9 protein-coding genes are annotated in these 14,392 nt (G+C 63.5%); 5 read left to right on the top strand and 4 right to left on the bottom strand.

What is annotated here, in order from left to right:
- Nucleotides 1–233: 233 nt before the first annotated feature.
- Together Uis1B_RS08715 and Uis1B_RS08710 are read left to right on the top strand one after the other, a co-directional pair.
- Complete coding sequence (locus Uis1B_RS08715; RefSeq protein WP_101617451.1) at nucleotides 234–1,499, top strand: MFS transporter; 1,266 nt, start codon at nucleotides 234–236, stop codon at nucleotides 1,497–1,499.
- Nucleotides 1,500–1,562: 63 nt separating this feature from the next.
- A complete protein-coding gene (locus Uis1B_RS08710; RefSeq protein WP_101617512.1) occupies nucleotides 1,563–3,197 on the top strand; it encodes a glycoside hydrolase family 43 protein in 1,635 nt (544 codons plus the stop codon).
- An 87-nt stretch (nucleotides 3,198–3,284) separates the two neighbouring features.
- On the opposite strand, the gene Uis1B_RS08705 is transcribed toward Uis1B_RS08710, so the two are convergent.
- Nucleotides 3,285–4,811, bottom strand: a complete 1,527-nt coding sequence (locus Uis1B_RS08705) for a xylulokinase (RefSeq protein WP_101617449.1) — start codon at nucleotides 4,809–4,811, stop codon at nucleotides 3,285–3,287.
- A 287-nt stretch (nucleotides 4,812–5,098) separates the two neighbouring features.
- Here Uis1B_RS08705 and Uis1B_RS08700 point away from each other — a divergent pair, with 287 nt between their 5' ends.
- Nucleotides 5,099–6,325, top strand: a complete 1,227-nt coding sequence (locus Uis1B_RS08700; protein WP_101617447.1) for an ROK family protein — start codon at nucleotides 5,099–5,101, stop codon at nucleotides 6,323–6,325.
- Here the strand turns inward: Uis1B_RS08700 and Uis1B_RS08695 are convergent, their stop codons facing one another.
- From Uis1B_RS08695 to Uis1B_RS08685, 3 genes are all read right to left on the bottom strand, one after another.
- On the bottom strand, nucleotides 6,326–6,610 hold the full coding sequence (locus tag Uis1B_RS08695) for a hypothetical protein (protein ID WP_133124897.1): 285 nt from the start codon (nucleotides 6,608–6,610) through the stop codon (nucleotides 6,326–6,328).
- Nucleotides 6,611–6,710: 100 nt separating this feature from the next.
- Nucleotides 6,711–7,250 (bottom strand): NUDIX hydrolase, encoded by a 540-nt coding sequence (locus Uis1B_RS08690; RefSeq protein WP_101617443.1) that lies wholly within the window; start codon nucleotides 7,248–7,250, stop codon nucleotides 6,711–6,713.
- 1 nt (nucleotide 7,251) lies between these two features.
- Nucleotides 7,252–8,877: an aminopeptidase P family protein gene (locus tag Uis1B_RS08685; protein ID WP_101617442.1), complete on the bottom strand. Its 1,626-nt coding sequence runs from the start codon at nucleotides 8,875–8,877 to the stop codon at nucleotides 7,252–7,254.
- Between the two features lie 254 nt (nucleotides 8,878–9,131).
- Between Uis1B_RS08685 and Uis1B_RS08680 the strand changes: the two genes are divergently transcribed.
- Nucleotides 9,132–10,613, top strand: a complete 1,482-nt coding sequence (locus tag Uis1B_RS08680) for a bifunctional folylpolyglutamate synthase/dihydrofolate synthase (protein ID WP_101617440.1) — start codon at nucleotides 9,132–9,134, stop codon at nucleotides 10,611–10,613.
- Nucleotides 10,613–14,239 (top strand): chromosome segregation protein SMC, encoded by a 3,627-nt coding sequence (gene smc, locus Uis1B_RS08675; RefSeq protein ID WP_101617437.1) that lies wholly within the window; start codon nucleotides 10,613–10,615, stop codon nucleotides 14,237–14,239. The genes Uis1B_RS08680 and smc overlap by 1 nt, the downstream gene beginning before the upstream one ends.
- The last annotated feature ends 153 nt before the right edge of the window (nucleotides 14,240–14,392 follow it).

Below are 14,392 nucleotides of genomic sequence, written 5' to 3'. Positions count from 1 at the left end.
TTGACAGTTTGATAAACCATTGTTATTGTTGTTGGTATCGAAAACAAAGATAAGTTTTCGATAGAATTTCGAAAGTGAAATATGTAGATATCGCTGAAAATAAAAACATCTGTCTGTGGTTGCAAGATCTTTCCTTGATGTGACAGAGCTTATTGTGCGACATGCTTACGAAAGTTTCGTAAGCATGCTGTGTAAGTGAGCTGAATTTTCGGCGTGTGCCAAAGGAGGTTGCCATGAGCGAATCGGAAACGACCGGGGAGTGGAAGGCCCTCGTCACCGATGACGATCAGCCGAAACTGCCGGTGCGGATAGGCGCTGCGCTGGTCATCGGCGTGATACTCTGGCTGGCGGGATACCTCGGCATCAACGCGGTGCTGCTGCCGGCGAAGGTTGTGGTGCTGGACGCCGCGAACAAGACGAACATCATCGCGGTGCTGGCCACCAGCGGCATGATCGTGGCCACGTTCGCCAATATCATCTTCGGCGCGGCCTCCGATCTCACCAGATCCCGATGGGGACGCCGATCCCCGTGGATCGTCGTCGGCTCGGTCGCATCCGCACTCAGCCTCGTCGTCGTGATGAAGGCCGCCAACGTCGCCGTGCTGGTCGTCGCCTGGTGCGTCTATCAGTTCTTCCTCAACGCCATCGTCGCTCCGCTGATCGCCGTCCTGGCCGACCGCGTGGCTCCGCGTCATCGCGGCACGCTCACCGCGTTCTATGCGTTCGGTTCGGCCATCGGCCAGTACGGCGGTCAGCTCGTCGCCGCGCAGTTCCTCGACAAGGTGGATCTCGGCTTCATCGTGCTCATCGGTGCGACACTGCTTTCCGGCCCGGTCGCGGCGGTGCTGCTGCGCGAGCCGTCCAGCCTGAACATGCCGAGGCAGCGGTTCACCAAGGAGATGGTGCTCAGTCACTTCTCTCTGCCCATGCACGGCGCCCGTGACTACTATCTCGCCCTGTTCGGCAAGTTCATGATGCAGTCCTCCTGCTATGCCGTTTCGGGATATCAGCTGTATATTCTCACCGATTACATGAATCAGGATTCCGCCAGCACATCGCGATACGTATCCATCGTTTCGATGTGCATGATGGTCTCAGCCCTTGTGGTCTCGCTGATCGCCGGCCCGATCTCCGATCGCATCGGCCGACGCAAGCCCCCGGTGATCGTAGCCTCCATGCTGATCGCCATCGGCGTGTTCATCCCGTTCGTCTCGAACGAACCGTGGACCATCGTGGTCTACGCGGTCATCGCCGGCATTGGCGTCGGTGCCTACAATGCGGTCGATCAGGCACTGAACGTCGAAGTGCTGCCCGATCCCGCCACCGCCGCCAAGGATCTCGGCATCCTGAACCTGGCCAACACCGGAGGACAGATCCTCGGTCCCGTCATCGCCGCAATGGTCATCAACGCGGTCGGCTATCACCTGATCTTCCCGATCGCCGCGGTCATCGCCGGCATCGGCGCGGTGCTGATCGGCCTGATCCGCTCCGTGAAGTAGCCGGCTGACGACAACATCATCCGCAATGCAACAGAACAACGATAAGGAGAATCCATCATGACCATTACCATCGCCAATCCGGTACTGCCCGGATTTCACCCTGATCCCTCGATGATCCGCGTGGGAGACACCTACTACATCGCCAGCTCCACCTTCGAATGGTGGCCCGGCGTGCGTATCCATGAGTCAAAGGACCTCTCCCACTGGAACTACGTGGGATCCGCCCTCGACCGGGTTTCACAGCTCAACATGCGGGGCAACCCGTCCTCCGGCGGCATCTGGGCTCCCGACCTGTCTTGGGCCGACGGGAAGTTCTGGCTGATCTTCACCGACGTGAAGAACGTCAACGGAGCGTTCAAGGACTGCGCCAACTATCTGGTGACGGCCGAAGACATCCGAGGGCCGTGGAGCGAGCCGATCCGCCTCAACGGTGTGGGCTTCGACGCCAGCCTGTTCCATGACGACGACGGACGCAAGTACCTCGTCCAGCAGACCTGGGATCACCGCGAATACCATCACGCCTTCGACGGCATCACCATCACCGAACTCGATGTGGACACCATGCGGCTCATGCCCGAGACCACACGGACCCTGTGGGAGGGCACCGATGTGAAGGTCACCGAAGGTCCTCACCTGTACAAGATCAACGGCTGGTATTATCTGTTCGCTGCGGAGGGAGGCACGCAATACGAGCATCAGGAGTCCGTGGCACGTTCGCGTTCGCTGGATATGCCGTTCGAGGTGATGCCGAACAATCCGTTGATCGGCAACTACGATGCGCCCGACGGCTATCTGCAGAAGCAGGGTCACGGCGCTCTCGTGGACACGCCTTCGGGAGAGTGGTACTACGCTTCGCTGTGCGGGCGCCCGTGGAGGCATGACATCGAGCCGTCCCATGGTGTTCGGGGGTGGTGCACGCTGGGCCGCGAAACTTCGATCCAGAAGATCGAATGGGATGACGACGGCTGGCCGTACGTGGTGGGCGGTCGGGCCGGAACCCGATGCGTGGAGGCGCCGAAGGACGCGATCCTCACCGGGGCTCCGAAGGACCACAGCCAGCACGACGAATTCGAGGACGACGTGCTCGGCCCGGACTGGAACACTTTGCGTGTGCCGTTCGACGAGCATATGGGCGAGGTCGGAGACGGCAGACTTGTACTGCGCGGCCAGGGCTCACTGTGCAATCTGTTCGAACTGTCACTGGTCGCCCGTCGCTGGCAGGCCTTCGACTTCGACGCCGAGACGAAGCTGAGCTTCGATCCGAAGCACTACATGGCCATGGCGGGATTGACCAACTACTACAGCGACATGTTCTGGTCGTGGGTGTTCGTCACCTACGATGAGAGGCGCCGCGTCCGCGTGATCGAAGTGGCGCAGAACGACAACGGCGACTACACCTCGTTCCTCAAGGACGACGCCATCGCAGTGCCCGACGGGGTCGACGTGTGGCTGCGCACGCGTGTGCGCACGGCATGGTACACCTACGAATACTCGTTCGACGGCGAGCATTGGCATGAGATCCCGGTGAAGCTCGATGCGAAGGTGCTTTCCGACGACTATGTGGCCCAGCGCTACGGAGGCTTCTTCACCGGAGGATTCGTCGGGCTTGCCGCGGTGGATGTCTCCGGATACGGCGAGGAGGCCACCTTCCACCACTTCGACTACCGAGAGTTCGATCAGCCCGGCGATAATCGATGAGTCTTGCGCACTGACTGCTTGAAAAGGCCGACCCCGAAACTGCGATGGGGTCGGCCTTTTCGTTTCGACCGGCTGAAGATTTTGGTTTCAGCCGCGGCGGCGGGCGTAGGCTTCGTAGACTTCGGGGGTGGGCTCTCCGGTTTCACGGCCCTCGATCGAAATCTCCCATGCGGGCGGCTGGGCCGAGGCGTCGGCATGCGCGGCGAGTGCCCACGCGGCCTGACGGGCCGCTCCGATCGCCACGTATTCGTCGGTGGCGGGCAACGTCACGTCCATGCCGAACACGGCGGGGGCGAGCTGGCGAACGGCCGCGGATTTCGCGCCGCCGCCGATGAGCAGAATACGATCGATGTTGGCGCCGAGCGCGCGCACCAGCTCGATGCAGTCGCGCTGTGAACACAGCAATCCCTCCACGAAGGCGCGGGCCAGATTCTCCCGCGTGGTGTTCTCCAGCGTCAGTCCTTCCAGACGAGCCGTGTCGTTCGGTCGGTTCGGGGTGCGTTCGCCGTCGAAATAGGGGATCAGGGTGATGCCGCCGGCACCCGGCTGAGAAGCGAAAGCCAGCTTGGCCAGCTCATCGTAATCCGCGTCGAGGGCGTGACGGCCGGCGTCGAGAATGCGTGAACCGTTGATGGTGCAGGCCAGCGGCAGGAAGTGTCCGGTGCAGTCGGCGAAGCCGCTGATGGCGCCGGTGAGGTCGTACACCGGATTTTCGGCGATGGCGGCGGCCACGCCGGAGGTGCCAAGCGACACCGACACATCGCCCACGCCCATCGACAGGCCGAACGACGCCATGGCGTTGTCACCGCCGCCGGGGGCAATCAGACATCCGCCTTCCACCTTGCCGCCTGCGATGGCGGGATCGGCCTTCACCGGTGCGGTTTCTGCCGGTCCGAGCACGTTCGGCAGGATTACGTCGTGACGGCCCAGCGCCATGTCGAGCAGATCCAGGCGGTATTCGTTGGATGCGGCGTCGAAGTAGCTGGTTCCTGAGGCGTCGGAGCGGTCGGTGAACAGGGCGTCGAGATGGGCGTCCTCGCCGGGGGCCACGGGGCCGAAGCCGGCGATGCGCCAGCTCAGCCAGTCGTGCGGCAGGCAGATCGCTGCGATGCGGCCGGCGTTTTCGGGCTCGTTCTCGGCCACCCAGGCCACCTTGGTCAGCGTGTAGGAGGCGACGGGGGAGGAGCCTACGGCCTTCACCCAGCGTTGTTTGCCGCGAACTTCGATCGTGGATTCGTCGTCGCCAGCCGGTTCGTCTCCTTCGGCGGGGGCCTTGCCGAGCTCGCGGATCAGATCGGCGGCCTGCGGGGCGGACCTGGTGTCGTTCCACAGCAGGGCGTCGCGGATCACCGCGCCGTTCGCGTCGAGCAGCACCATGCCATGCTGTTGGCCTCCCACGGCGATGGCCGCCACATCGTCCAAACCGCCGGCCTGTTCAGCGGCTTCGAGGAACGCCTTCCACCAGGCGTCCGGGTTCACGCTGGTGCCGTCGGGGTGCTTGGCCTGTCCGAACCGGACGAGTCTGCCGGTGGTGGCGTCGGTGACGCGGACCTTGCAGGACTGTGTGGAGGTATCGACTCCCGCCACGAGCACGGGTGCGGTAGGTGCTGTCATATTGGCTCCTTTTGCGATGTTGGATGTCATGGCGTTGGGGCGACGATGCCGCCAACGACGCCGATGGATGTGATGTCTCCAGTATACTCATTTATTAGATGAAAAAACTAACCGTGGAGTGTTGGAGCCATGATCGGTTGCCGTCCGAAGGCTTCGTACGCCAAAGGTGTTGTATTCTATGGAAAGTAATTAGTTAGACGTTATTCCGAACCGAAGCGGAGTTCGACGGGGATTGCCTTCGGACGGTTCGGCCTGCGGATGTGGGGATGGCGTGAGAGGAGTGGACGATGGCGCGTTCGAAAAGCATCAATCAGGATGATCTGCGCAATCATAATCTTTCGGTGGTGCTTTCGGCATTGATGCAATCCACCGCACCGCTCGGCCGGGCGCAGCTGGCCAAGAGCACGGGCCTGACCAAGGCCACGATGTCGTTGCTGTCGGAAATCCTGCTCAAAAACGACGTGGTGGAGCAGATCCAGCCGTTGCGCGAAGCGCAGAACGGCCGTCCCAGCACGCCGTTGGCGTTCCGATCCGGCAGATGGGCCGGCCTCGGCATGCAGATCAACACCGACGGCTACGGATACATCGCCGTGGACCTCGCCGGCGATGTCATCGATGAGCGTTGGGTGCCCCGCATGATGGGCGACGTGGACCCCGATGAGATCTTCGACTCCCTTGACGCATTGCTCAAGCCCGTGGAAGCCGATCTCGTCGAACGGGGGTATCGCATCGTCGGTACGGGTCTGGCCCTTCCCGGGCTCATCACCGCGGACCAGCATCTGCTCAACGCCCCGAATCTGGGGTGGTCCAATATGCGGCTTGATCAGTTCCCCGTGGTCGATCGTCTCGGCGCCATCGCCGACAACGAAGCCAATCTGGCGGCGATCGCCCAGATCCCCGGTTATGCCACCAAACGCTCCGATCATCTGGGAGCGTTGGGACCATCCGATTCGTTCCTCTACATCTCCACCGACGTCGGCGTCGGCAGCGCCTTCGTGCGGGCCGGCAACGTGGTGCGCGGCGACCATGGATTCGGCGGGGAGCTGGGGCATGTGTCGGTGGAGATGAACGGTCCGAAATGCCGATGCGGCCGCAACGGATGTCTGGAGATGTATGCGGGCCGACGCGAACTGGTGAAGACGGCCGGCCTTGCGCAGGGGGACGCAGCAGCCCGCAGCGAATACGTGGACGAGTTGTACGATCGATGGCGAGGAGGCGACACCAAGGCGGTGCTGGCCATCGATCAGGCGCTTACCGCCATGGCGTCGGTGGCGGCTTCGGCCATTAACATCCTCGACGTCGATACGATCGTGCTCGGCGGATTCTGGTCGGGATTCCAGGAGGACATCTGCACTCGGCTGAAGATGCGCATCACCCCTCAGGTGCTGGCGCGATATGTGCTCGACATCAAGGTGCTGGCCTGCCGCAACGTGGAGCATCCGGCGCTGTATGGCGCGGCGCTCACCGGTCTACGACGGCTGGTCGACCATCCGGTCGAATATCTGGAGATTTGATTACCGCAGTTCGAACAGGTCCCAGTGGTCGGCGAGAAAGGCGTTCACCACAGGAACAGAGCCGATGCCGTAGCCGGCCAGCGCGGAGCCGATCAGCGACCATGAGGCAAGGCTGCTGTGCAGCACGTAGGTGACGGCCAGCATCACGATGAACACCATGGTCAGCATCACGGCGGCAACCATCTGCATGCGATCCATGGCGGCGGCCGACCGGGGCATCGATCCGAGCATCACGCCGATGACCACGGCGAGAACGGACAATATGACAATAACGAGAATGGGCATGACGTCCATTCTCGTCAGAACCTGTGACAGTCGGGGCAGACGGAGACCCGATGCCGGAAAAGCCGATGCCGGAAAATCTCCGTCTGCCGCAGATGGTCGTTTACGGCTTGATGGTCCGCGCCTCGTCGGAAGCCGATGCGTCCTGCGTGGAGAACAACGCCCGATGGTCGCCGTTGGCGCGGAACTCACGTACATAGCCCATTCGCTCCACCGTGGTGGCCGCCAGCGGCTGCGGCAGATCATCGGGGGAGAACCATCCGACGTTCAGACTCTCATCGTCGCCGACGAACGGCTGCGAATTGCCGCCGTCCGCCAGTCGGCACACGAACAGGTGATCCATGTACATGGCCTGATCGCCGTTCGCATACCGGATCATGCTCGCCGAGGACTTCACCGAGACCAATTCCGTGGGCACGCAGTCCACGCCGGTCTCCTCCTTAACCTCGCGGATCACCGTCACCGCAGGCTCCTCGCCCGGCTCGTTGATGCCGTAGACCATCGCCCATTCGCCGGTATCGGACCTTCTGCCGAGCAGCACACGGCCGTCGGCGTCCTCCACGTAGGCGGAGACACCGATCAGCCACAGCGGGTCATGACCGATCTTTTTTCTCAGATCGAGGATGAACTGAGGGGTCGCCATCTCACTGGGCCTTTCCTGACGGCTGTGCCTTTTCCGCCTTCGACGCCTGCTCGGCCATCCAGGCCTCCACGTCGTCGGGCTGCTTCGGAATGGCCTTGCTGATCCACTCCGGTCCGTTCTCGGTCATCAGCACGTCGTCCTCGATGCGGATGCCGATGCCGCGGTACTCCGGAGGCACCAGCAGATCGTTCTCCTTGAAGTAGAGACCAGGCTCGATGGTGAACGTGATGCCCGGGGTGATGGGTCGCTCCTGATACGACTCGAAGCGGGCCTGGGCGCAGTCATGCACGTCGAGACCGAGATGGTGGGCCACGCCGCAGGCGAGCCAACGGCGGTGCTGCTGGCCCTCGGGGGAGAGCGACTCCTCCACGCTCACCGGCAGAATGCCGAACTCGTGCAGTGATTCGGCGATCGAACGCATCACCGCATCATGGATGTGATGATAGGTCACGCCCGGCTTCGCCGCGTCGAAACCAGCCTGCTGGGCCTTGAGCACCGCTTCGTACAGGCGACGCTGGAACGGCGTGAACTTGCCGTTGGTGGGGAAGGTGCGGGTGATGTCGGCAGTGTACAGGCTGTTGACCTCCACGCCGGCGTCGATGAGCAGCAGCTCACCGCTGTCGATGCTGCCGGTGTTGCGCTCCCAGTGCAGCGTGGCGGCGTGCGGGCCGGATGCCACGATCGTTCCGTAGCCCTCGTCGTTGCCCTCCTCGCGGGCGTTGGCGTTGAACGCGCCTTCCAGAATCCTCTCGCTACGCGGCTTGTCGAGCGCACGCGGCAGGGCGGCCAGCATGCGGTCGAACCCGCGATGCGTGGCGGCCACGGCCTTGCGGATCTCGCCCACCTCGTACTCGTCCTTCACCATGCGGGCCTCGGCGGCGAACTCGTGAAGACGATCATCGGCCGCACGGTTGCGGTCCGGATCATTCCAGCCGTTCTGCTCGCGGATCCGCTCCACTTCGCCGGTGACTTCAGCGTCCGCCTCGCGGATCACGCGCAGCTGCACGGCGCCGTTCTCCGGACCGACGTCCTTGCTCAGCGCGTCGTCGAGCTGGGAGATGTCGCGGGTCTGCAGACCGGTCATCGTCGTGAACTCGGCCAGGCCGGGGCGTGCGCCAACCCAGTATTCGCCGTAACCGGAACGGTAGTAGTCCTCGGTGTTCTGATCGGCGCGCGGACGCAGATACAGCGTGGCGACATGCGTCCTGCCGGCCTTCGCCTCCGGGGAGTCGGGGGCGACCGGGTCAAGCACCAGCACGGCACCCGCCTCGTAGTCCTCGCCCAGACCCGTGTAGTAGGCGAACGAGGTGTCGGCGCGGAACGCGTAGTCGCAATCGTTGTTGCGGGCCTTGGGCTGGCCGGCCGGCAGCACGATGCGGCTGTCGGGGAAGCGCCTGCCCAGCGCTTCGAGACGTGCGGGAATGTACTTGCTGGATTCCAGCGGCTCCACACCGGGATCGACTTCGCCCCATCCTTCGGTCATGAACGCCTTGAACGATTCGGACTTCGGGGAGAGCGTGCGGTTCGTCACGCGCTCGCCCACCGCCTGCGCGGTCAGCTCCTCCTCATCCGCCTCGTACCGCTTCGCCGCCTGAGCCTTGCGTGCTTCATCGTCTGCCGACACCATGAGCTCCTTTCCATGCGCGGGACTGAGCCCCTGCGTATTCTCTGGATATTCTCTGTTCATCATAGGAGCAGAAACGAGATGAGAAGGTTAATGTCCGATATCGAACGGCTCTCGTGCGCTTAAGGGTCGATCGCGTCGCTTGTCACGGGAATGTTCGCTCATGCCGTAGCGGTGATGCATGGTCACGGCGGCTGTTTAGAATGCTACGAGCATTCATTAACGTTACAGGGCCCTCCGGGGCGTGAAGGCGGAGCATGTCTTTCGAACATCCGAACAGCGAGGGCAGAACCCTCGACGAGGTATATCGCACGATCATGGGGCGCGCCCCCGAGCACGACTTCGATCCGAAGATCGACCGCATGGCCACGATCATGGACATGCTGGGCAACCCGCAGCAGTCGTTCCGCGTGGTGCACATCACCGGCACGAACGGCAAGGGATCCACGGCCCGCATGGTCGAATCGATATGCCGGCACTACGGTCTGCGCACCGGGCTGTACACCTCGCCGCATGTGGAGAAGGTGACCGAACGCATCCGCATCGACGGCCAGCAGCTCTCCGACGACGAGTTCGTGGACATCTGGGATCAGGTCAAGGACTTCATCGACCTGCTCGACGCCAAATCCGCCGAAGTCGGCGACCCGAAGATGAGCTTCTTCGAAGTGCTCACCACCATGGCGTTCTGGGCGTTCGCCGACGCGCCCGTGGACGTGGCCGTGGTGGAGGTGGGCATGGGCGGCCTGTGGGACGCCACCAACGTGCTCGACGGCGACGCGTCGATCATCGGGCCGGTGGATATGGACCACATGCAGTGGCTCGGTGACACCGTGGAGCAGATCGCCGAACAGAAGGCCGGCATCATCAAGTCGAACTCCACCGTGATCGTCGGTCCCCAGCCGCACGCCGAGGCCGTGCTGCCCATCATCGAACGCACCGTGCGCGAGAAGCACGCCCAGGGGCTGATCCGCGACGGCGAGGAGATGGAGGTCGTCTCCCGGCAGCCCGCCGTGGGCGGGCAGATCGCCACGCTGCGCACGCCGAACGGCCTGTACGAGGACGTGCCGATCTCCATGTTCGGAGAGCATCAGGCGCATAACGCCCTCTCCGCGCTGGCGGCCGCCGAAGTGGTCGTGCCCGTCAACGGGCCGCTCGACGGCGACGTGGTGGCCGAATCGCTCAGCTCGGTCAAGGTGCCCGGACGCATCGAAGTGGTCCGCACCTCACCGACGATCATCGTCGACGGCGGTCACAATCTCAACGCGGTGACCGCCCTGCGTGACGCCATCGAGGAGAACTTCGACTTCCAGCAGCTCGTCGGCGTGGTCTCGATGATGAAGGACAAGGACGTCGAGGAGGTGCTCGGCGTGCTCGAACCCATGCTCGAAACCATCGTCGTCACCGAGAACTCGTGGAAGAACCGTGTGATGCCGGCCGAAGAGCTGGAACGAATCGCAGTCGACGTGTTCGGCGAGGATCGCGTGATCCGCAGGGATTATCTGCCCGATGCGATCCAGACCGCCGTCGATCTGGTCGACTCCGCCGACGACACCGGCGTGGGATACGGCCACGGCGTGCTGGTCTGCGGCAGCTTCGTCACCGCGGGAGACGCGCGCATGCTGCTCAAGGAGCAGATGAACGAGGACCTGAGGAAGCCGAAATCCGAACGCGTGCAGGACGACCCCTCCCGGAGCGCCCCTGACTGCGCGTCGGAGGGCCCCGACCCGGAAGAGGGCTGATGTACCTCAAGGAGCTCACGCTCAAGGGCTTCAAATCCTTCGCCTCCGCCACCACGTTGCGATTCGAGCCGGGAATCACCGCGGTGGTGGGGCCCAATGGTTCAGGCAAATCCAACATCGTGGACGCCCTGACCTGGGTGATGGGCGAACAGGGGGCGCGCAACCTGCGGGGAACCTCCATGGAGGACGTGATCTTCGCGGGCACCTCGTCGCGACCGCCGCTCGGCCGGGCCCAGGTGAGTCTGACCATCGACAACACCGATCGCACGCTCGACATCGACTACACGGAAGTGACGATCAGCCGAACGATCTTTCGCAACGGCGGATCACAGTATGCGATCAACGGATCGGCCTGCCGTCTGCTCGACATCCAGGAACTGCTCAGCGACACCGGACTCGGATCGCAGATGCACGTCATCGTCGGGCAGGGGCAGCTTGATCGGATCCTGCACGCGGACCCCGCCGGTCACCGTGCGTTCATCGAGGAGGCGGCCGGCATTCTCAAGCATCGCCGGCGCAAGGAACGGGCCTTGCGTAAACTCGCCGCCACCGAGAAAAACCTCACCAGACTCGATGATCTGCTCGGTGAGATCCACCGACAGCTCGGACCCCTCGGTCGCCAGGCGCGGGTCAGCCGACGGGCGGACGGCATCCGTGTGATCCTGCGCGACGCGCAGGCCAGACTGCACGCCGACGACGCAATGCGGCTCAACGAACGCCGACAGGAGGTCCGCGGCGAACTGACCGACGTGCGTGCCAAACTCTCCTCATGCCAACGCGAGCTTGCCGAAATGAGGGTGCGTGTCGAACAGGCGGAGGCCCAGGCCCGGCAGACAAGTCCGGCCATCGCTCGACTCGACTCGATATGGCATGAGATGGGACAACTGCGCGAGCGGATGATCGCCCTCGCCGCATTGGCCGAGGAGCGCAGCCGATCGCTGCTCGGACAGATCGTGACGAATACGGGGGAGGACCCCGATCTGCTGCGACGCCGTGCCGACGAACTGACCGTACAGTCTGCCTCGCAGCAGGAAACCGTAGCCGAAACGCGGATGCGACTGGACGCGGCCACGGAACGTCGTGCCGAAGACGAACGCAGACTCGCTTCACTGCGGCAAACCATCACCGAACTGCGAAAAACGGCTCGGAACCATGAATCGCAGATGGCCCGATTGCGCGAACTGATCGCCCGCGAGGAAACATTGGCGCTCGCATGCGAAACCCGCAGGGACGACGCATCCGCGCAACGGGAGGCACTGGGCACTCAGCTGGCCGAAGCGAAGACAGCCCTTGCGGCGCTGAACGACGAGGTCGCGAAAACGGATGACGGGGATGAGGCTCTCGACGAAGCCCGACGACATCTCGAAACGGCCCGCAGTATCGCCGGCGAACGGGAGGAGCGCAGCCGATCGCTGGAAAACCGCATCGTATCGCTGCAGGCGAAGGCGGATGCACTCGCCGACACTCTGGAGAGCCGCAACGCTTCGGATGAGCTGAGCCGTTCGGCCGAAACCGGTTCCCTCGGACGGGTCGCCGAATTCATTGAGGTGCGCGAAGGTTGGGAGGAAGCCGTCTCCCGCGCATTGGGCGATTATGCCGGAGCGCTGGTGGTGCCGGGCGAAAGCGATCTGCTGCGCGCCTTGGAATTGACCCACGAACGCCATATGGGCAAAGCCGTGCTGATTCGCCTGCTGGACGCCGTCTCCGGCGGCGTCCCCATCGAGTCGCCCATGCCTGCGGGCACCATTCGTGCCGCGGATCTGGTTTCCGTCTCGACCAAAGCCGATGATCGGCAGCTGGCCGAGACGGTCGTTCGCGCGGTCAGTCTGTTGCTGCAGGACGTGGCCGTCGCATCAACCGCCGAAGAGGCCCAGCGGCTCGTCGCAGAGGGCGCTTGCCGCCGGGCGGTGACGCAATCCGGCGAACTGTTCGACGCCGGAGTGGCTGCGTCCGGCGGTTCGGCGTTGTCACAAAGCGATCTTTCCCTTGTGGCCCGTAGGAACAAGGCCCTGAAGGAGATCGAAAATCTCCGCACCCAGCTTGACGAAGCGAATCGCCGGCTGAATGAGGGGCGTCTGGCGAGAGACGCCGCCGCCGAACGAGTCCAGCACGAGCAGGCTCGGCGGACGGAACGACGCCTGCAGGCGAAGCAGGCCGAAAAGACCCTGAAGGCCGCAGTCGAACGAGTCAACGGCATCGCCCGGCAGATCGAAGGCATCGACCGCAGGATAAGCGCCGTGGACGAGGAGAGGGAATCCCATCGGACGAAGCTGGATGATCTGCGGCAGACCCTGCGAACCGCCGAACAGGCCGAGGACGCACAGGCCGATTTCGACGAGCTCGCCGCGCGTGAGCATGATCTTGAAACGGCGCTCGCCTCCACCCGGGACGAGGAGACCGAAGCGAAACTTCAATGGACCGAGGCGGCGCGCCTGGGACAGTCCCTGAAGCGTCAGGCCTCACTGCTGAACGACAATGCCGCGCAGGCCGAGCAGCGCCGCAGACGCGTCGAGGAGCTGAACGGCCGGAGGCGTGCGCAGTCGCAGCGTGCCGGCGACGTGGCGCGCGAAGCACGACGTGCGGCGGATGATCTCTCCACTCGCATCGACTCGGTGGAATCCGCACGAAGCAAGGCGCGACGGGACGCGTCGGCCGCCGACGAGCGGCTTGCCCGACTGCGCTCCCGGAGGAACGAGCTCGAACCGAATCTGAACAGGCTTCAGAGTCGCGAACATGAACTCGATCTCGAACGGGAACGTCTGGCCGCATCCCACGGACAGCTGCAGCAGAAGATCTCCGACGATCTGGGTATGACATATGACGAGATCATCGCCGGATACGGCCCGGACAAGCCGGTGCCGGTGCTCGACGACAACGGCAGGCCGGTGGAACCCGAACGCGGGGAAGGTTCGGCCGAAGACGAGGAATCCTTGGATGGCGAGCCGCGGTATCGCACGGTACCCTACGATCGCGAGGAACAGCTCGCCCGGCTCGACAAGGCGAAACGGGACCTGTCCAGACTCGGCAGGATCAACCCGTTGGCCGCCGAGGAATTCGAAGCGCTTGAGGCCCGCAACCGCTACTTCAACGAGCAGCGGGCCGACGTGGCGAAATCACGGGAGGATCTGCTCGCGCTGATCAAACGCCTCGACGCCACGATGATCGACGTGTTCAACAAGGCGTTCGCCGACACCGCGGCAGCGTTCGAGACGATGTTCGGCGTGCTGTTCCCGGGTGGTCAGGGATCGCTGGTTCTGGAGAATCCGGACGATCTGCTTTCCACGGGCGTGCTGGTGCGGGCCCGTCCCGCCGGCAAACGGGTGAGGCAGCTCAGTCTGCTGTCCGGCGGCGAGCGCTCGCTGACCGCGCTGGCGTTCCTCTTCGCGATCTTCACCGCACGTCCCAGCCCGTTCTACGTGATGGATGAGGTCGAGGCCGCGCTGGATGACGTGAATTTGACGCGACTGCTTGGGGCGTTCGAACGGCTGCGCGAGCACGCCCAGCTGATCGTCATCACCCATCAGCAGCGCACCATGGGTATCGCGGATGCGCTGTATGGCGTGACCATGCGTTCCGACGGCGTCACCGCCGTGGTGTCCCAGCGGCTTTCCGACCACGGTCGGTAGATCCCATCGATGAGTCGTCTGTCTCCGCTGAGGTTTGTCTTCCGCGTCTCCGGAGCCCATTCGTTGTTTCCCATGCTGTTTATAGTGAAGAGCGGGGAAGGTGGATTCCGAGCCGGTGCGATGACGCGCCCTGCCTGCCCTGTGGAAGAGGTG

Origin of the sequence: Bifidobacterium margollesii, from assembly GCF_002860355.1 — a bacterium.
In the GTDB taxonomy this organism is placed as follows: Bacteria; Actinomycetota; Actinomycetes; order Actinomycetales; family Bifidobacteriaceae; genus Galliscardovia; species Galliscardovia margollesii.
The sequence above is the reverse complement of the archived record's forward strand: the minus strand, read 5'-3'. Positions and strand labels throughout refer to the sequence as shown.